Annotated in this window: 11 protein-coding genes and 4 tRNA genes; all 15 read right to left on the bottom strand. The window is 36.7% G+C overall.

Translation table 11 applies throughout. From position 1 onward, the window contains the following. The coding region (locus CLV55_RS12455) for a YDG domain-containing protein (protein WP_146739571.1) at window positions 1–6,512 on the bottom strand (6,512 nt) is incomplete at its 3' end. A 208-nt stretch (window positions 6,513–6,720) separates the two neighbouring features. Next, on the bottom strand, window positions 6,721–7,035 hold the full coding sequence (locus CLV55_RS12450; RefSeq protein ID WP_112114128.1) for a DUF3467 domain-containing protein: 315 nt from the start codon (window positions 7,033–7,035) through the stop codon (window positions 6,721–6,723). Window positions 7,036–7,037: 2 nt separating this feature from the next. Beyond that, window positions 7,038–11,348 (bottom strand): DNA-directed RNA polymerase subunit beta', encoded by a 4,311-nt coding sequence (gene rpoC, locus CLV55_RS12445; RefSeq protein ID WP_112114127.1) that lies wholly within the window; start codon window positions 11,346–11,348, stop codon window positions 7,038–7,040. A gap of 341 nt (window positions 11,349–11,689) precedes the next feature. Next, window positions 11,690–15,502, bottom strand: coding sequence for a DNA-directed RNA polymerase subunit beta (rpoB, locus tag CLV55_RS12440; protein ID WP_112114126.1), 3,813 nt, complete (start codon window positions 15,500–15,502; stop codon window positions 11,690–11,692). 272 nt (window positions 15,503–15,774) lie between these two features. After that, window positions 15,775–16,149 (bottom strand): 50S ribosomal protein L7/L12, encoded by a 375-nt coding sequence (rplL, locus tag CLV55_RS12435; RefSeq protein ID WP_112114125.1) that lies wholly within the window; start codon window positions 16,147–16,149, stop codon window positions 15,775–15,777. A gap of 55 nt (window positions 16,150–16,204) precedes the next feature. Next, on the bottom strand, window positions 16,205–16,705 hold the full coding sequence (gene rplJ / locus CLV55_RS12430; protein WP_112114124.1) for a 50S ribosomal protein L10: 501 nt from the start codon (window positions 16,703–16,705) through the stop codon (window positions 16,205–16,207). A gap of 23 nt (window positions 16,706–16,728) precedes the next feature. After that, window positions 16,729–17,418 (bottom strand): 50S ribosomal protein L1, encoded by a 690-nt coding sequence (gene rplA, locus CLV55_RS12425; protein ID WP_112114123.1) that lies wholly within the window; start codon window positions 17,416–17,418, stop codon window positions 16,729–16,731. Between the two features lie 8 nt (window positions 17,419–17,426). Beyond that, window positions 17,427–17,867: a 50S ribosomal protein L11 gene (rplK, locus tag CLV55_RS12420; RefSeq protein WP_112114122.1), complete on the bottom strand. Its 441-nt coding sequence runs from the start codon at window positions 17,865–17,867 to the stop codon at window positions 17,427–17,429. A 65-nt stretch (window positions 17,868–17,932) separates the two neighbouring features. After that, on the bottom strand, window positions 17,933–18,484 hold the full coding sequence (gene nusG, locus CLV55_RS12415) for a transcription termination/antitermination protein NusG (RefSeq protein ID WP_112114121.1): 552 nt from the start codon (window positions 18,482–18,484) through the stop codon (window positions 17,933–17,935). 10 nt (window positions 18,485–18,494) lie between these two features. After that, window positions 18,495–18,692 carry a preprotein translocase subunit SecE gene (gene secE, locus CLV55_RS12410; protein WP_112114120.1) on the bottom strand — a complete coding sequence of 66 codons (198 nt, stop codon included), beginning with the start codon at window positions 18,690–18,692 and terminating at the stop codon, window positions 18,495–18,497. Between the two features lie 17 nt (window positions 18,693–18,709). Further along, window positions 18,710–18,783 (bottom strand) — tRNA-Trp (locus tag CLV55_RS12405). A gap of 55 nt (window positions 18,784–18,838) precedes the next feature. After that, window positions 18,839–20,026, bottom strand: coding sequence for an elongation factor Tu (tuf, locus tag CLV55_RS12400; RefSeq protein WP_112114119.1), 1,188 nt, complete (start codon window positions 20,024–20,026; stop codon window positions 18,839–18,841). A 59-nt stretch (window positions 20,027–20,085) separates the two neighbouring features. After that, a tRNA-Thr gene (locus tag CLV55_RS12395) sits at window positions 20,086–20,157 on the bottom strand. Window positions 20,158–20,232: 75 nt separating this feature from the next. Further along, window positions 20,233–20,314, bottom strand: a tRNA-Tyr gene (locus CLV55_RS12390). 19 nt (window positions 20,315–20,333) lie between these two features. Next, window positions 20,334–20,407 (bottom strand) — tRNA-Thr (locus tag CLV55_RS12385). Window positions 20,408–20,463: the final 56 nt, after the last annotated feature.

Raw genomic sequence — 20,463 nt, 5'->3', positions numbered from 1 at the left:
GCGCTTCCTGCTCCATAACCATCAGCATCTGTATCCGCATAGAACGAATACGTTGCATGCATACTAGCATCTGAATCGTTACAGTCAGTATTATTAATCGAATATCCTGTTGGAGCACTTAACAAACAGAACGAGGCACTTGTTGAACCGTATCCATCAGCATCGGCATCAACATAATAAGTGATTAGTGCATAAATAGCCGCATTTGAATCATCACAATCTGTACTGTTTACAGCATATCCAGAAGGAGCTGTTGAAGCATCAACAGCACACAAAGTTACTGCGCTTCCTGCTCCATAACCATCAGCATCTGTATCCGCATAGAACGAATACGTTGCATGCATACTAGCATCTGAATCGTTACAATCTGTATTATCCAAAACATATCCACTTGGCGCACCAACACATGATACTTGTGTGCTAGAAGCATTTCCATAACCGTCTGCATCAGTATCTGCATAATAAGTCACTAATGGAACAGCAGTAATAGCAGTAGCACTTGATGAAGCAACACATCCATTAGCATTAGTTACTGCCACAGAATAATTTCCTGAAGCAGAAGCAGAAATACTTTGTGTCGTTGCTCCTGTTGACCACAAATAACTAGCTCCAGCACTTGCTGTTAAAATTACACTACCATCCGCACAGAATGTAGTAGCACCTCCAGCTGAAATTGTAGCTGGTGAAGCATCACAAGCAATACCTGTTACAGCAAAATTATCTATACGATTAGTACCTCCTGAACCGAAAGTTCCACTTATCGCTGTAGTATTTACGTTAACAATTCTAAAATATACTGTCGATTTATTGTTAATTGCTGTTATTGCACTCAAATCAAATGATTTGTAAGAAGCCGATTTATAAACCGAATTACTCCAAGAATCATTAGTTACAGCATAGTTTGAACCAAAATCTGTAAAACTAGTACCATTTGTACTGTACTGAATTTTGAATGTTGATGGTCCTGTATTACTTCCCGTCTGATCAAAAGCAATTGCAATATCATGATAATTAGACGTATTTACTTTAAATTGATAGTAATCGCCTGAAGCCCAGTTCGTACAAGTAACTGACTTTGCAGTACCATTACCCGCAGGGTTTGACCATACAGTTGAAGCACTAGCGTGAGTAGCACTAAATAAACTTCCAGAAGTTTGTAATCCTTGATCTGCTATTGCTGAACCTAAAGAAACATTTGCAGAAGCACTAGTATTAGTTGTAGTTACCCCCTCAAAAGTCCATTTTGCTAATGCCGTTAATACTAATTGTGAGCGATCTACACTCGTTGCTGCATTGTAAAAATCATTACCCGCTTGAGAAGCTGTAATGGTAGTAGTTCCAGCACCTACAATAGTAACTGTGTTTCCAGAAATTGTTGCTACTGAAGGATTAGAACTTGTAAATGTTACTCCTAATGTTGATGTCGCAAAAGCACTCAATGTAAACGACGTATCGGCAGTGGTTCTGTTTACCAAAGCATTAAAAGTAATGGTTTGATTTGCTTTACTTACTGTAATCGTTTGTGAAGCATCAGTTGCTACATTGTAGTTTGTATTACCCGCTTGAGAAGCCGTAATAGTCACATCACCTGCTCCAACAATCGTTGCAGTAGTCCCAGAAATTGTAATCACATTTGTATTAGAACTTGTAAATGTAATTCCTTGTCCTGAATTTCCACCCGTTGCACTTAATGTAAAGGCAGCATCACCATAGGTTTTTGGAGAAATCGAGTTAAATGTAATATTTTGATCTAATTTATTAATTGAAGCCGTTAAATCAGTTGGTTGAGCCACAGTATAACGACTAGCTTCTGTACCATTCAAAGCAAAGTTTGGCGTTACAGCAATTCCTGTACCTGCGTTTGCAGAAGCAAAAACTGCGGCATTAGTTAACGTTACATTATCAGAACCTATTACTCCATTTAAATCAGCAGAAGTAATTGTAGCTGTGGTTGTTCCATCATAATTTTTATCAGCTACAACAACATTTGATACTGTAAGAGCTTTTTTGTTTACTACTAAGGTTTGAGCTACATCTTGAGCTGGATTATACGAAGTATTTCCATCTTGAGTGGCAGTAATAGTTGTCGTTCCTGGTGTTAAAATAGTCACTACATTGCCAGAAATAGTAGCCACAGCTGTGTTAGAGCTGGTATAAGTAATTCCTAGACCTGAATCCGTAGTACCATTTAACATAAATGTTCCATCTCCATAAGTCACAGGTGCTAAAGCTCCAAACGTTATGGTTTGATTCGTTAAAGAAGTATTGATAATGGTTTGATCTTGGCTTACATCATTAGCAGCATTATAATTTTCATTACCAGATTGAGAGGCGGTGATGGTTGTTGTTCCTGGTGCTAAAATAGTAACTATATTACCAGAAACCGTTGCCACAGATGTATTAGAACTTGTATAAGTCACTGTTAAACCTGACGATGCCGTAGCTCCTAATGTAAAAGTACCGTCTGTATCATTTTTATCAAATAATGTATCAAATGTAATAGTTTGATTGGCTTTATTAACCACTAAATCTCTAGATACATCTGATGCAGCAAAATAACTATCGTTACCCGCTTGAGAAGCCGTGATTGTTGTAGTTCCAGCTCCTACAATAGTTACTGTATTTCCTGAAACTGTTGCTACATCTGTATTAGAACTTGAATAGCTTACTGTCAATCCTGAAGATGCTGTACCATTCAAACTAAAAGACATATCTCCATACGTTTTTGAAGAAAGTGTATTGAACGTGATGGTTTGATTGGTTTGAGCAATAGTAAGCAATAAGGTTTTTGAATCCGAACCTGTACCATTGGTAGCTCCAAGTGTTACATTGAACGAACCGCCCACTGAAGGTGTTCCTGAAATTACCCCTGTTGCAGTATTGATTGACAATCCTGTTGGTAATCCTGAAGCGCTATAACTTGTTGGGGTATTTGAAGCTACAGTCGTATAACTAAATGACGTTCCTACTGTACCTGAAGCAGTCAATGAACTTGTAATTGAAGGCGCTGGTACTTGAGTTGTATACCCATTTAACGTTAAATTATCAACTCTCCAGTTTCCTGTACTTGACCCTCCATAAGGATAAATTCTGAATGTAATTGCCGATGCAACACTCGTAAAAGATGATCCTGACAATGAAACTGTTGCCCCTGTTGTTGGAGCTCCAGAACCAATTGTAGAAGAATATTCACCAGAACCTAAATTTGAAGTATAGCCATCAGCACTAGAACGAACAACATATTTTGTTGCTCCTGCTGAAGTCGCTAATTGTAAAAATGTTAATGAAGTAGCGGTCAGTAATTTTCCAGACGCTGGAGTTACTGTAAACTGAATGTAATTGTTTGTATTGATAGCTGATCCCCATCCACCAGAAACTGACAAGCTATAATATCCACTTGTTGTACTACCTGTAACTGTATTAGGAGAAACATTTGAAAACGTTAAATTAGCACTTGGTGAGGTTACCGCTAAAGAGCTAGCAAATTGATATTGTCCTAAATTACTACTTCCTTGTGTTACGGTCAACGTTTGTGTAACTTGTGTTGCAGCATTATAGTTGGCATTACCCGCTTGATTTGCAGTAATCGTTGTTGTCCCAACGCCACCAACTAAAGTTACTGTGTTACCACTTATAGTAGCTACTGCGGTATTTGAACTCGTATATGTAATAGACAAACCAGAACTTGCATTTTGAGTCAAAGTATAGGCAGCATCTGTAGAAGTTCTAGTATCAGTAGCTGCTAAAGTAATGGTTTGGTTTCCTTTATCTACTGTTAACTCTTGTGTTACACTTGTAGCAGCATTGTAATTAGCATTACCTGCCTGAGATGCTGTTAAGGTTGTCGAACCAACACCTACAATAGTTACTGTACCATTAGCAGCAATTGTAGCTACACCTGTATTTGAACTTGAATACGTAACTGCTAAACCTGAACTTGCAGTAGTCGCAATACTATAGGTTGCATCTCCATACGTTTTTGACATCGTTGAAGATATTGCTGTTATTGTTTGATCTGCTTTATTAACAGTTAACGTTTGACTAACACTTGTTGCAGCATTATAATTTGTATTACCAGCTTGTGCTGCTGTAATTATTGTAGTTCCTGCACCAACGATAGTTACTGTACCATTAGCAGCAATTGTAGCCACCCCAGTATTTGAACTTGAATAAGTAACCGTTAAACCAGAATCTGAAGTAGTGGCAACACTATAGGTTGCATCACCCACTGTTCTTGTTTCTGAAGACGAAATAGCTGCTATTGTTTGATCAGCTTCTGAAATTGAAGCTGTTAAACCTGAAGGCTGTGTAACTGAATAATTTGCAGCATCTGTACCATTCAATGCGTATCCTGAAACAGTAATAGTTTTGTTTGTTCCTACAGTTGCATCATCAAACATAAATGAAGGTGTTCCAGTTAGAGATACTGAATCAGAACCTAAAACCCCTACTAAAGTAACTGTTCCTGTTACAGTTGCAGATGCAGATGCATCATACACTTTATCATTAGCTGTAATTCCTGAAATCGTTAATGCTTTTGTACTAACTGTACTAGACGTTGTTGCAACTGTTACAGTTGATGCTCCAGTACTTGACAATGAGATATTACCCGAAAATGGAGAATTAACCGGTTTAGCATCTGCTGCTAATCTTACATATATTGTCGTGCTTGAAACAGTTCCAGAAGTTTGAGAAATTACAATTGAATTTGCAAATCCATCTGTACTTGAAGTAGAAGACACTTCAAATCCATTTGGTGATGTTACTGTAATTCCATCTGATAATGTTGAACCCGACACAGAAAAAGAAACCACTGAAGAAGCTGTTCCATACACTGTACTTAAAGCTCCTACTGAACTTTGATATAAAGTAATTGTTGGCTGTGCAGGTGCTACTGGAGTTCCTTGAACTGTATTAGAAGCAACACCGTCACCAACTGAATTTACTGCTATTAATTGCACATCATATGTGGTACCATTAGTCAACCCTGTTATAATCATCGGGCTTGTTGTAGTAGCAATTGATGTATAAGAAGACCCTCCATTTAGAGAATATTTATAACTTGTAATAGACGCCCCTCCGTTTGAAGTTGGAGCTGTAAAAGCTACACTTAAAGAAGAATCTCCAGGAGTAATTCCTGTAATGGTTGGCGCAGAAGCCGTTGTTCTTGGAGTTGCATTAACAGAACTTGTAGCTGTTCCATTACCCGCTCCATTAATTGCTCTAATTTGAACCGCATAAGTAGTTCCATTCGTTAATTCTGTAACAACAATAGGACTTGTAATTGTTGCCGCTGAAGTAAACGTCGAACCTCCATTCAAAGAATATTGATAATCCGTGATAGCAGATCCATTATTGCTACCAGGAGTAAAAGCAATACTAATTTGAGAATCACCAGATGTAATTCCCGTAATAGTAGGCGCACTTGCAGTAGCCATAGGTGTAGCTGTTACTGTACTAGAAGATGTACCATCTCCTGCATTATTAACAGCAACTAATTGTACACTATACGTTGTACCATTCGTTAATCCAGAGATAACTATTGGACTAGAAGTTGATCCAGCCGAAACAAAAGAAGAACCTCCGTTTATAGAATATTTATAATTTGTTATAGATGCCCCACCATTTGAACCAGGCGTAAAAGCCACAGACAATGTTCCATTTCCAGGTGTAATCCCTGTAATAGTTGGCGCTGAAGGCGTTGTTCTTGGTGTTCCAGAAACAGCTGAAGACGCTGTTCCTTCACCTACACTATTTACTGCTTTTAAAGTAACGCTATATGATGTTCCATTTGTTAAACCAGAAATAGTAAACGGACTCGTTGTAGATCCTACTGAAACATATGTAGAACCATCAATTGAATACTTATAATCTGAAATCGATGCACCACCATTTGAACTTGGTGCAGTATATGCCACACTTAATTGCCCATTTCCTGAAGTTACAGAATTAATTGTTGGTGCTCCAGGGGCAGTAGATGCTGCTGTACCTGTTAACTTTAAGTTTTGATTTCTCAATCCAGTTCCAGAAGTTAGTGTGTTAGAAAATCTAAACTTAGTTGTACTAGTAAATGTCTGACCTGTTATATTTAATGTACCATTTACGTAAGTTGTTGTAGTAGAAGCTGGTAAAGTAGTATAAGTGGTTGCTGACCATGAAGTACCTCCATTTGTTGAAACCTCTACCTTTAAAGCAGGGTTAGATGTAACTGTACCAAAAGTAGCTACAGAATACGCTAGCGTAACACCCGTGTAACCTGTAAGATCATAGTTAGAAGTAACTATTTGATCTGATGGATTACCCGCATCCAACAACAAATACGTTGATCTATCAATCGCATTTGTAGCAACATTATTTGTAAATGTCCATCCTGCCGGAATAGTCGCAGTGGTATTTTGATAATTAAATACCGTTACTTGCCCCGAGACTTTTCCCATAACAAGCAAAAACAACAAAGCAATACTCCAAAAATATTTTGGACTTGCCTTAGAAAATTGTAAATTGTTTTTCATAAAGTTAATATTTATTTGAAGTACAAAATTAAAGAAATATTCTTATTTATTTCAAAAAAGATATTAACTAATTGTTATGAAAATCCAAACGATATTTCACACATTAACAAAACATTACAAAACAAACTTAATCTATCATTTCTACTTAAAACAATACAACATTTACAAACAAAAAAAACTCCCCGAAAATCGAGGAGTTTTATAAGTATTAAGCTTGTCCTGTAGGACCAAAATTTAAAGGAATGGGCGGTTGCTCCGAATCTTTTATTTCCCCATGCGCTTGTTCAAAACGATGCACATTTTCTGCCAATGCTTTAAACAATCTTTTAGCATGTTGTGGAGTCAAGATAATTCTTGACTTCACTTTAGACTTTGGCACCCCTGGCATGATCGACACAAAATCTAATACAAACTCAGAAGGCGAATGATTGATAATCGCTAAATTTGAGTAAATCCCTTCGGCTACCGTTTCGTCCAATTCTATATTGATTTGTCCGGGTTGTTGTGAATTTGAATCGCTCATAATTAATAAATATATTCTTCTTTGTTAGCCATAATCTCATTGTAGTCCTCTTTAGTACCCACTATGATATGATCATAATCTCTCATACCTGTACCTGCAGGTATTCTGTGACCTACAATAACATTTTCTTTCAATCCTTCTAATGTATCTACTTTACCTGCCACAGCAGCTTCATTCAATACTTTTGTAGTTTCTTGGAACGATGCAGCCGAGATGAATGATTTTGTTTGTAACGAAGCTCTTGTAATCCCTTGTAAAACTGGAGTAGCCGTTGCTGTAATTACATCACGTGCTACCACTAAATTTTTATCATTACGTTTTAACAACGAATTTTCATCTCTTAATTCTCTTGGAGAAACAATTTGACCTGGTTTTAAATTCTCAGAGTCACCTGCATCTTCAACGACTTTCATTCCATATAAACGGTCATTTTCTGCAATAAAGTCACTTGTGTGAATCAATTGCTCTTCAAGGAATAAGGTATCACCTGGATCTTCCACTTGTACCTTACGCATCATTTGACGAATTACCACTTCAAAGTGTTTGTCGTTAATTTTTACCCCTTGAAGACGATATACTTCTTGAATTTCGTTTACCAAATATTGTTGAACTGCCGATGGTCCTTGAATTCTCAAAATATCTTCTGGTGTGATAGCCCCATCAGATAATGGTGCTCCCGCTTTAACGAAGTCATTTTCTTGTACAAGTATTTGACTTGATAATTTCACTAGATATTTCTTCACCTCGCCAAATTTAGATTCGATGATGATTTCTCGGTTTCCTCGTTTGATTTTACCAAACGATACCACTCCATCAATTTCTGACACTACAGCAGGGTTGGATGGGTTACGAGCTTCTAACAACTCTGTAATTCTTGGAAGACCTCCGGTAATATCACCCGCTTTAGAAGAACGACGAGGAATTTTCACAAGAATTTTTCCTGCTTTAATTTTTTCACCATCTTCCACCATAAGGTGAGCTCCCACAGGTAAGTTATACGAACGTATTAATTCACCATCTTTTCCATAAATCAATAACGTTGGGATTAATTTTTTATTTCTTCCTTCAGAAATTACTTTTTCTTGGAATCCTGTTTGCTCATCAATTTCTACTTGGAATGACTGTCCTTGCTCTAAATCTTCATACGCGATTTTTCCTGTAAATTCTGATACGATAACACCATTATATGGATCCCATTTACAAATGGTTGTTCCTTTTTCAACAACATCACCGTCTTTTACAAAAATATTTGAACCATAAGGTATGTAATGCGAACTTAATAAAATACCTGTTTTAACGTCAATCAACTTCAACTCTGTTGAACGTGACACCACAATATCTACTTTATTTCCATCATTATCTTCACCTACAACGGTTTTTAAATCTTCAATTTCAAGTTTACCTCCAAATCTAGTTACAATACTTGATTCTTCAGAAACTCCTCCTGCAACCCCACCCACGTGGAATGTACGAAGTGTTAACTGGGTTCCTGGCTCACCAATAGATTGTGCTGCAATAACTCCAACAGCCTCCCCTTTCTGAGTCATTTTTCCAGTCGCTAAATTTCTACCATAACATTTAGCACAAATACCTTTTTGAGCTTCACAAGTTAATGGAGAACGAACGTCTACTTTTTCAACAGGAGACTCTTCTATCACTTTAACAATAGCTTCTGTGATTTCTTCTCCAGCATGAACTAACACATCAGAAGTCAACGGATTGATAACATCTTGTAAAGCCACACGTCCTAAAATACGTTCCCCTAAAGTCTCAACAACCTCTTCATTTTTCTTTAATGCTGAAACCTCGATTCCACGTAACGTACCACAATCTACAGAATTTACAATCACATCTTGCGACACATCATGCAACCTTCTTGTCAAATATCCTGCATCGGCTGTTTTCAAAGCGGTATCGGCAAGACCTTTACGAGCTCCGTGGGTAGAAATAAAGTATTCTAAGATTGAAAGTCCTTCTTTAAAGTTTGAAAGAATTGGGTTTTCAATAATTTCTCCACCACCCGCTGTCGATTTTTTAGGCTTAGCCATCAAACCACGCATTCCTGTCAACTGACGAATCTGTTCTTTAGAACCCCTCGCCCCTGAATCAAGCATCATATATACCGAGTTGAATCCTTGTTGATCCTCTCTAATATTTTTCATAGCCAACTCAGTCAATTGCGCATTGGCAGAGGTCCAAATATCAATAACCTGATTGTAACGTTCGTTGTTGGTAATCAATCCCATGTTATAGTTCATGGAAATACCTTCAACTTGTTCGCGTGCATCAGCAATTAATTTAGCTTTTTGTTCTGGAATTCTAATATCACCCAAAGAGAATGATAATCCTCCTTTAAAAGCGAATTTATATCCCATATCCTTCATATTATCCAAGAAAGCTGCTGTGGTTGGTACATCTGTTACCGATAAAATTTTACCGATGATGTCACGCAACGATTTCTTCGTTAATACCTCATTGATATACCCTGCTGCTTCTGGAACTACTTCATTAAACAACACTCTTCCTGCAGTAGTTTGGATGATTTTGTAAACAGAATTTCCGTTTTCATCAATATCCTTAGCACGGATTTTTACTCTTGCATTCAATTCTAACTTACCTTCATTCAAAGCAATATTAACTTCTTCAGCAGAATAGAATGTTAATCCTTCTCCTAAAATTTTGTGTTCTGGAGTTGACAAACGTTCTTTGGTCATGTAATACAGACCCAAAACCATGTCCTGAGAAGGAACGGTAATTGGCGCTCCATTGGCAGGATTCAAAATATTGTGAGAAGCCAACATTAACAATTGCGCTTCCAAAATAGCTTCTGGTCCTAATGGCAAGTGAACCGCCATCTGATCCCCATCAAAGTCGGCATTAAAAGCCGTACAAACTAGTGGGTGCAATTGAATCGCTTTTCCTTCTATTAATTTAGGCTGAAACGCTTGGATACTCAAACGGTGTAACGTAGGAGCACGGTTAAGCAGTACTGGATGTCCTTTAATTACATTTTCAAGAATATCCCAAACAACAGGCTCTTTTTTGTCGATTATCTTTTTTGCCGATTTTACCGTTTTTACAATACCTCTTTCGATTAATTTACGAATAACGAAAGGTTTGTATAGTTCAGCCGCCATATCTTTAGGAAGACCACATTCGAACAATTTCATTTCTGGTCCTACAACAATTACCGAACGAGCCGAATAATCCACACGTTTTCCTAATAAGTTTTGACGGAAACGTCCTTGTTTTCCTTTCAAAGAATCCGATAACGATTTTAAAGGTCTATTCGATTCTGTTTTAACCGCAGAAGCTTTGCGCGTGTTGTCAAATAATGAATCAACCGATTCTTGCAACATACGTTTCTCGTTTCTCAAGATTACTTCTGGAGCTTTGATTTCCATCAAACGTTTCAAACGATTGTTACGGATGATTACTCTTCGGTACAAATCATTCAAGTCAGAAGTGGCGAAACGCCCTCCATCTAGTGGCACTAACGGTCTTAATTCTGGTGGAATAACCGGAATTACTTTTAAAATCATCCATTCTGGGCGATTTTCTCTATTTAAGTTAGACTCTCTAAAAGATTCTACTACTTGTAATCTTTTTAAAGCTTCTGTTTTTCTTTGCTTAGACGTTTCATGGTTGGCAGCGTGACGCAACTCATACGATAAGGCATCTAAATCTGTGCGTGCCAATAAATCCATAATACATTCAGCTCCCATTTTAGCAATAAACTTGTTAGGGTCTGAATCATCCAAATATTGATTTTCCATTGGAAGTGTATCTAAAATATTCAAATACTCTTCTTCTGTCAAAAAGTCTAATCGTTCTAAGGATTCCCCATCTGCATTTTTAGCAATACCAGCCTGAATTACTACATAACGTTCGTAGTAAATAATCATATCCAATTTCTTAGACGGTAATCCAAGGATATATCCAATTTTATTAGGCAACGAGCGGAAATACCAAATATGAGCGATAGGAACAACTAAATTGATGTGTCCTACACGATCACGACGTACTTTTTTCTCAGTTACTTCAACTCCACAACGGTCACACACGATTCCTTTGTAGCGAATTCTTTTATATTTACCACAAGCACACTCAAAATCTTTTACTGGACCGAATATTCTTTCGCAAAATAAACCGTCTCGCTCAGGTTTGTGTGTTCTGTAATTGATTGTTTCTGGTTTTAACACCTCACCTTTTGATTCCGCCAAAATAGATTCTGGAGAAGCAAGACCAATGGTGATTTTATCAAATCTTTTGATGGTGTTTTTGTTATCTTTATTGTTTCTATTATTCATCATAGTTTTTACTATTGATTTATTGCTATTAATTGAACTTAGATTTATAGTTTCCTTGTGATTAGTGATAAGTCCTTAGCTAAATAAGTTAGTCTATATTCTTTTTTTGCTAATTACTATTTACTCATTTCTAATTACTAAAAAACCATTAAGTTACTACCTCGAATTACTTCTCAAAACTTCAACCTTTTACTTTTGAAGTGCTAGTTATTGTTTTCGACAATAAAAAATCGGAACGGTTTACGGGTATAAATCTTTAAAAACTTATTTTTGAAAAAGTTACAGTTTCAGTCGTAGTTTAGAACGTAAATCCTTAAAACTACGACTGTTTCTGTTAACTATATTTATTCTTCTAATCTTATATCCAATCCAAGACCTTTCAATTCATGCATCAATACATTGAATGATTCTGGCAATCCTGGTTCTGGCATGGTTTCCCCTTTTACAATCGCTTCGTAAGTTTTGGCTCTTCCCATCACATCATCCGATTTTACAGTCAAGATTTCACGTAATGTACTTGATGCACCATAAGCCTCAAGTGCCCAAACCTCCATCTCTCCGAAACGTTGTCCTCCAAATTGCGCTTTACCTCCTAAAGGTTGTTGCGTAATTAATGAGTACGGTCCAATAGAACGAGCATGCATTTTATCATCCACCATGTGACCTAATTTCAACATATAGATAACTCCAACGGTTGCAGGTTGGTGGAAACGTTCTCCGGTTCCTCCATCATACAAATAGGTATGTCCAAATCTTGGAATTCCAGCTTCGTCTGTCAACTCATTAATTTGATCTAAAGTTGCTCCATCAAAAATTGGTGTAGCAAACTTCTTACCTAATTTTTGACCTGCCCAACCCAAAACAGTTTCATAAATCTGACCGATGTTCATACGAGAAGGTACCCCAAGCGGATTCAATACGATATCTACTGGTGTCCCGTCTTCCAAGAACGGCATGTCTTCATGACGAACGATACGAGCCACAATACCTTTGTTTCCGTGACGTCCAGCCATTTTATCTCCTACTTTCAATTTACGTTTCTTAGCAATATAAACTTTTGCTAATTTCAATATTCCTGAAGGCAATTCATCCCCCACAGTAATCGTAAATTTCTCTCTTCGTAAAGCTCCTTGAAGGTCGTTTAATTTGATTTTGTAATTGTGAATTAAATCATTAACAAGACGATTTGTATCCTCATCGGCTACCCATTGTCCTTTAGTTAAATGTGCAAAATCTTCTACAGATTGAAGCATTTTCTTAGAATATTTTTTACCCTTTGGAAGCACTTCTTCTCCTAAATCATTCATTACCCCTTGTGAGGTTTTCCCATCAACAATAACGAATAATTTTTCGATTAAACGGTCTTTTAACTCTACAAACTTAGTTTCAAACTCCATTTCCAAAGTAGTCAAATCGTCTTTGTCTTTAGAACGTTTGCGTTTGTCTTTTACGGCTCTTGCAAATAATTTTTTATCCAACACAACACCGTGTAATGATGGTGACGCTTTTAATGAAGCATCTTTCACATCACCTGCTTTATCACCAAAAATAGCTCTTAAAAGTTTTTCCTCAGGTGTAGGATCAGATTCTCCTTTTGGTGTAATTTTCCCGATAAGGATATCCCCAGGTTTTACTTCTGCACCAATTCGAATCATTCCGTTTTCATCCAAGTCTTTAGTAGCCTCTTCAGAAACGTTTGGAATATCATTTGTTAACTCCTCGTTACCTAATTTAGTATCTCTAACCTCTAACGAATAATCATCAATATGGATAGACGTGAAGATGTCATCACGAACCACTTTTTCTGAGATTACAATCGCATCCTCAAAGTTGTATCCTTTCCATGGCATAAACGCCACTTTTAAGTTTCTACCGATAGCTAATTCGCCATTTTGAGTGGCATATCCTTCACAAAGTACTTGCCCTTTAGTAACTCTATCTCCTTTTCTTACGATAGGCTTCAAGTTAATAGACGTACTTTGATTTGTTTTTCTGAATTTAATTAATTGGTATGTTTTTTCATCTGGGTCAAAACTTACCATGCGTTCTTCATCCGTTCTATCATACTTAATCGTAATGATATTTGCATCTACATATTCTACTGTACCATCACCTTCTGCATTAATCAATACACGAGAATCTGAAGCGACTTGACGTTCTAAACCAGTTCCTACAATTGGTGCTTCTGGTCTTAATAAAGGCACGGCTTGACGCATCATGTTTGATCCCATCAACGCACGGTTCGCATCATCATGCTCCAAGAACGGAATCAATGATGCCGAAATCGATGCGATTTGGTTTGGTGCTACGTCAGTGTAATGCACTAAAGATGGTTCAACAACTGGAAAATCGCCTTCTTCTCTTGCGATAACTTTATCAGCAGTAATCGTTCCGTTGGTATCCATTTCGATGTTTGCTTGTGCAATCATCTTACCTTCTTCTTCTTCTGCGCTTAAATAAACAGGCTTTGAAACTAAATCAACTTTTCCATTCGTTACTTTTCGGTAAGGCGTTTCAATGAATCCCATACCGTTAACTTTAGCGTATACTCCAAGGGATGAAATCAATCCAATGTTTGGTCCCTCAGGCGTTTCAATTGGACAAAGCCTTCCGTAATGTGTATAGTGAACGTCACGCACCTCGAAACCAGCTCTTTCTCTAGAAAGTCCACCTGGTCCAAGGGCTGATAATCTTCGTTTGTGTGTAATCTCAGCTAATGGATTTGTTTGGTCCATAAATTGAGACAATTGGTTTGTACCAAAGAAAGAGTTAATCACCGAAGATAATGTTTTAGCATTAATCAAATCGATTGGTGTAAACACCTCGTTATCTCTAACATTCATACGCTCACGAATGGTTCTAGCCATACGAGCCAGACCCACTCCAAATTGTTGTGACAACTGTTCTCCAACTGTTCTAACACGACGGTTTGACAAGTGATCGATATCATCAATCTCTGCTTTAGAGTTGATCAATTCGATTAGATATTTTACAATAGTAATAATATCTTCTTTCGTTAAAACTTGCTTTTCCATAGGAATATCAAGATTTAACTTTTTGTTCATACGGTAACGACCTACTTCCCCTAAGTTGTAACGTTGATCAGAAAAGAACAACTTATCAATGATTCCACGAGCCGTTTCTTCATCTGGCGGTTCAGCATTACGTAATTGTCTATATATGTGTTCAACAGCCTCTTTTTCAGAGTTTGTTGGGTCTTTTTGTAAGGTATTGTGGATAATAGCATAATCTGCTTGATTATTATCCTCTTTATGCAATAAAATTACTTTTACATCAGCCTCTAGAATCTCTTCTACATTATCTTTATCTAAGATAGTATCACGATCTAAAATAATTTCGTTACGCTCGATAGAAACTACCTCTCCAGTATCCTCATCCACGAAATCTTCATGCCAAGTATTCAATACTCTCGCGGCTAATTTTCTACCAATATATTTTTTAAGACCTGTTTTTGAAACTTTAATTTCTTCTGCTAAATCGAATATTTCGAGAATATCTTTATCTCTTTCAAATCCAATAGCACGGAAAAGAGTCGTTACAGGTAATTTTTTCTTTCTATCAATGTACGCGTACATCACGTTATTGATATCTGTTGCAAATTCTATCCAAGACCCTTTGAAAGGAATGACTCTGGCAGAATACAATTTTGTGCCATTCGCATGGAACGACTGTCCAAAGAACACTCCTGGAGAACGGTGCAATTGCGAAACCACAACACGCTCAGCACCATTGATAACAAAAGTACCACTTGGTGTCATGTAGGGAATCGTACCCAAATATACATCTTGAACTATAGTCTCAAAATCCTCATGTTCTGGATCGGTACAATAGAGTTTAAGACGCGCTTTTAGAGGCACACTATATGTTAAACCTCTTTCAATACACTCTTGGATCGTGTAACGTGGTGGATCAACAAAATAATCTAGGAATTCTAATACAAATTGATTTCTTGTATCGGTAATTGGAAAGTTTTCCATGAAGGTATTGTAAAGCCCTTCGTTGCCTCGTTCATCAGATTTAGTCTCTAATTGGAAAAAATCTTTAAATGATTTTACCTGTACATCCAAAAAGTCTGGATATTGAGGTATGTTTTTAGTTGAGGCAAAATTCAATCTTTCAGTCTGATTTGTTATCATCAATGGACAAAATTTTGATTTAAAAAAAGTAATTTTTTTGTGTAAAAACACAGTTTAATTAATACTTTCTTTTTTATAACCAATACATCTTTAAAAACAATTCAAGAGTCACTTTGAATACATTTTCTTTCTTCGTATTGATTAAAAACTTTTTCGTATTTTAAACTTATTATTAATAATAAAATTGTTTATAATTTTATTATACGAAAAATGGTTTAGGTCATTGAGTGACTAACTCAAGACCTAAACCTAGTTCTAAAACTATGTTAGAATTATTTTAACTCAACAACAGCTCCTGCTTCTTCTAAAGATTTTTTCAAACCTTCAGCTTCTGCTTTAGAAACTCCTTCTTTAATGTTTGATGGAGCTCCGTCAACTATATCTTTAGCTTCTTTCAATCCTAAACCAGTTAATTCTTTAACTGCTTTAACAACTGCTAATTTAGAAGCACCTGCATCTTTCAATACTACTGTAAATTCTGTTTGCTCTTCAGCAGCACCACCGTCTCCAGCACCACCTGCAGCAACAACTACAGCAGCAGCAGCTGGTTCGATACCATACTCATCTTTTAATATTGTAGCTAAATCATTAACTTCTTTTACTGTTAAGTTAACTAATTGTTCTGCGAATTGTTTCAAATCTGCCATTTTTTCTATCGTTTAAAATGTTTTTAATTTTATTTTTGTTTACTTGTGCGCTTGTTTATTCAGCGGCTTCCCCTTTTTGCTCTGCATTATTTAATAAAGCAGAAAGGATACGTTTCGCTGGAGATTGAAGTAATCCAATGATTTCTCCAATAACTTCTTCTTTTGATTTAAGAGCTGCTAAGCTATCTAATAAGTTATCTCCAATGTAGATTTCATTATTAATGAAGGCTCCTTTTAAGATTGGCTTATCAGATTTTTTACGAAAATCTTTTATAATTTTAGCTGGTGCATTAGCAATGTCTGCAATAAGAATAGAAGAATTTCCTTTTAAAACAGATGGCAAATCACCATAATCATTACCAGAAGCTTCCATGGCTTTTTCCAACAAGGTATTTTTAACTACCTCAAGTTTAATACCCGCTTTAAAACAAGCTCTTCTTAAATTTGACGTTGTATCAGCATTTAACCCAGAAGTATCTGCTATGTAAATGATATTACTTTGAGCCAACTTTGCAGTTAAATCTTCTATCGCGATTGATTTTTCTTCTCTAGTCATAATAAAATATTTTTAACTACCAATTATACTGCTTTAGGATCTAAAGCGATAGCAGGACTCATTGTACTTGATAAGTGAATTGACTTAATATAAGTACCTTTAGCTGCAGTTGGTTTTAATTTAATTAATGTTTGAATAATTTCGTGAGCATTGTCTACAATTTTATCTGCATCAAAAGAAATTCTTCCGATTCCAGCATGTACAATACCTGTTTTATCAACTTTGAAATCGATTTTACCAGCTTTAACTTCAGCTACAGCTTTACCAATTTCCATAGTTACTGTTCCTGTTTTTGGATTTGGCATTAAACCTCTTGGACCTAACACTCTACCTAACGGACCTAATTTACCCATGATTGCTGGCATCGTGATGATCACATCAACATCAGTCCAACCGTCTTTAATTTTTTGAAGGTAATCGTCTAATCCTACATAATCAGCACCCGCAGCTTTTGCTTCAGCTTCTTTATCCGGAGTAACCAAAGCCAAAACTTTAGTATCTTTACCCGTACCATGTGGAAGTGTCACAACACCTCTAACCATTTGATTTGCTTTTCTAGGATCAACTCCAAGCTTAACAGCAATATCTACTGATTCATCAAATTTTGCAGAAGCCACTACTTTCAATAAAGACGAAGCATCTTTAAGAGAATAAAGTTTGTTCTTTTCAATTTTTGAAGCAGCTTCTTTTTGTTTTTTTGTCAATTTTGCCATTTCTTACCTTAATTTAGAGGAGAATCTCCAGTTACAGTTATTCCCATAGATCTAGCGGTTCCAGCAATCATACTCATTGCTGATTCGATAGTGAATGCATTTAAATCTGTCATTTTATCTTCAGCAATAGCTTTCACTTGATCCCATGTGATAGAACCAACTTTTTTTCTATTTGGCTGACCTGAACCAGATTTTAATTTAGCAGCATCCAATAATTGTACTGCAGCAGGTGGCGTTTTTACAACAAAATCGAATGATTTGTCTTTGTACACAGTAATTTGTACTGGTAAAACTTTGCCGGGTTGATCTTGTGTTCTAGCATTAAATTGCTTACAGAACTCCATGATGTTAACCCCAGCAGCTCCCAAAGCAGGTCCAACCGGTGGCGATGGGTTCGCAGCACCTCCCTTAACTTGTAGTTTAACTACTTTACTAATTTCTTTAGCCATTCTTAAAAAATTTTACATCTCTCAATTGGAAGCGATTGATGTGGATTAATTATATTTGTAACAAATTAAATTTTTTCTACTTGCATGAAGCTCAACTCCAATGGTGTTTTTCTTCCAAAGATTTTCACCATTACTTCAAGTTTACGTTTATCTTCATTAATTTTTTCAATAGTACCATTAAATCCATTAAAAGGACCATCAATAACTTTAACTGTTTCGTTTAGTTTGTATGGAATAGCTTGTGCATCTATTGTCACCGACAACTCATCTACTTTTCCTAACATTCTATTTACTTCAGAAATTCTTAACGGCACCGGATCTCCTCCTTTAACTTCACCTAAAAAACCTATAACACCTGTAATAGATTTAATGATGTGTGGAATTTCACCTGTAAGATTAGCTTCAATCATAACATAACCAGGAAAATAAACTTTATCCTTAGATATCTTTTTTCCATCACGAACCTGAACCACTTTTTCAGTAGGAACAAGAACTTGAGAAATGTAATCCCCCATGCCAAGTCTGTTAATCTCAGTCTCAATATAGGCCTTAACCTTATTCTCTTGACCGCTTACAGCTCTTACAACATACCATTTTTTTACACTATTATCAGCCATGTAAATTACTTTATCCTTTTAATAATTTGAAAAAACCAGCAATAGCTCTTGAACATAATTCATCTACTCCCCATGTCGCCAAAGCAAACAAAATAGAAAATAGAGCCACAACAATGGTTAATCTTTGAACCTCGGCCCACTCTGGCCAAGTTACATTTGATTTTAATTCTTCAAATGCTTCAGAAAAATAATTTAATACTTTCGACATAATAATAAGTATTTATTTGGCACGGATGGAGGGATTCGAACCCCCATCAACGGTTTTGGAGACCGCTATTCTACCCTTGAACTACACCCGTAATTAAAACCAGTATCGCAAAATACGATACTGGTTTTTGTTATTTAATAAAAAATTTATTCAACAATTTCAGTTACCTGACCAGCTCCAACAGTTCTACCTCCTTCACGGATTGCAAAACGAAGACCAACATTCATTGCGATTGGACTCAACAACTCTACAGAGATTGTTAAGTTATCTCCTGGCATAACCATCTCCACACCTGCTGGCAACGAAATGATACCTGTTACGTCTGTTGTACGCACATAGAATTGTGGACGGTAGTTATTGTGGAATGGTGTGTGACGACCCCCTTCTTCTTTTTTCAAGATATATACCTCAGCTTTGAATTTTGAGTGTGGTTTCACTGATCCTGGTTTGATAATAACCATACCTCTTTTGATATCTGCTTTATCAATACCTCTCAACAACAACCCTACGTTATCTCCAGCTTCTCCTCTGTCAAGGATTTTACGGAACATCTCAACCCCAGTAATTGTAGAAGTTAATTTATCAGCTCCCATACCGATGATTTCTACTGGATCTCCTGTATTAGCAACACCAGTTTCGATACGACCTGTAGCCACAGTTCCACGACCTGTAATTGTAAATACGTCCTCAACCGGCATCAAGAATGGTTTAGCATTATCACGCACTGGCTCTTCAATCCAAGCATCAACTGCATCCATCAATTCAATGATTTTAGGAACCCAGTTTGGATCATTATTTAATCCTCCTAAAGCAGAACCTTGAATTACAGGACCATTATCTCCATCATATTCATAGAATGATAATAAATCTCTGATTTCCATCTCTACTAATTCTAACAACTCAGCATCGTCAACCATATCCACTTTATTCATGAATACAACGATTCTAGGAATACCTACCTGACGTCCTAAAAGGATATGCTCACGTGTTTGTGGCATTGGTCCGTCTGTAGCCGCTACCACAAGGATAGCTCCATCCATTTGAGCTGCTCCAGTAACCATGTTTTTTACATAATCCGCGTGACCTGGACAGTCAACGTGCGCATAGTGACGGTTAGCTGTTTCATACTCAACGTGTGATGTATTAATTGTAATACCTCTTTCTTTTTCTTCTGGAGCGTTATCAATCTGATCGAATGATTTTGCCTGACAATATCCTGCATCTGATAATACTTTAGTAATCGCTGCAGTTAATGTAGTTTTTCCGTGATCTACGTGTCCAATTGTACCTATATTTAAGTGTGGTTTGGAACGATTAAAGGTTTCTTTTGCCATTTTACTTAATTTTTAATCTTAGTTATATATTTATTAGTGTTCAAATTTACTATTTGTTGAGCCAATGACGGGATTTGAACCCGTGACCTCTTCCTTACCAAGGAAGCACTCTACCCCTGAGCTACACCGGCGGTAAAGTTCTTTGTTTCCATTTAAAGAGCCAAATCTATTGATTTGAAACTTGAAACTTCTAAACTTTTTTTTTGTGGGGAGAGCAGGATTCGAACCTGCGAAGACTTAGTCAGCAGATTTACAGTCTGCCCTCGTTGGCCGCTTGAGTATCTCCCCAAACCATTATTTTAAAAAGAGCCGATAGAGGGACTCGAACCCACGACCTGCTGATTACAAATCAGCTGCTCTAGCCAGCTGAGCTACATCGGCATACTTACTAAAAAAGTCCGCTATTTCTAACGGACTGCAAATGTAGTTATTTTATT

Source organism: Flavobacterium aciduliphilum (genome assembly GCF_003268855.1).
GTDB lineage: Bacteria > Bacteroidota > Bacteroidia > Flavobacteriales > Flavobacteriaceae > Flavobacterium > Flavobacterium aciduliphilum.
Note: the sequence above shows the minus strand (reverse complement) of the source record. Positions and strands in the feature narration are given on the sequence as shown.

What these genes read in the sequence shown, in the direction of transcription:
- secE (WP_112114120.1), bottom strand. Translation starts at nt 18,692, where the DNA reads ATGTCGAAAGTATTAAATTATTTTTCTGAAGCATTTGAAGAATTAAAA.
- nusG (WP_112114121.1), bottom strand. Translation starts at nt 18,484, where the DNA reads ATGGCTGATAATAGTGTAAAAAAATGGTATGTTGTAAGAGCTGTAAGC.
- rpoB (WP_112114126.1), bottom strand. Translation starts at nt 15,502, where the DNA reads ATGATAACAAATCAGACTGAAAGATTGAATTTTGCCTCAACTAAAAAC.
- tuf (WP_112114119.1), bottom strand. Translation starts at nt 20,026, where the DNA reads ATGGCAAAAGAAACCTTTAATCGTTCCAAACCACACTTAAATATAGGT.
- rplK (WP_112114122.1), bottom strand. Translation starts at nt 17,867, where the DNA reads ATGGCTAAAGAAATTAGTAAAGTAGTTAAACTACAAGTTAAGGGAGGT.
- rplJ (WP_112114124.1), bottom strand. Translation starts at nt 16,705, where the DNA reads ATGACTAGAGAAGAAAAATCAATCGCGATAGAAGATTTAACTGCAAAG.
- rplA (WP_112114123.1), bottom strand. Translation starts at nt 17,418, where the DNA reads ATGGCAAAATTGACAAAAAAACAAAAAGAAGCTGCTTCAAAAATTGAA.
- CLV55_RS12450 (WP_112114128.1), bottom strand. Translation starts at nt 7,035, where the DNA reads ATGAGCGATTCAAATTCACAACAACCCGGACAAATCAATATAGAATTG.
- rplL (WP_112114125.1), bottom strand. Translation starts at nt 16,149, where the DNA reads ATGGCAGATTTGAAACAATTCGCAGAACAATTAGTTAACTTAACAGTA.
- rpoC (WP_112114127.1), bottom strand. Translation starts at nt 11,348, where the DNA reads ATGATGAATAATAGAAACAATAAAGATAACAAAAACACCATCAAAAGA.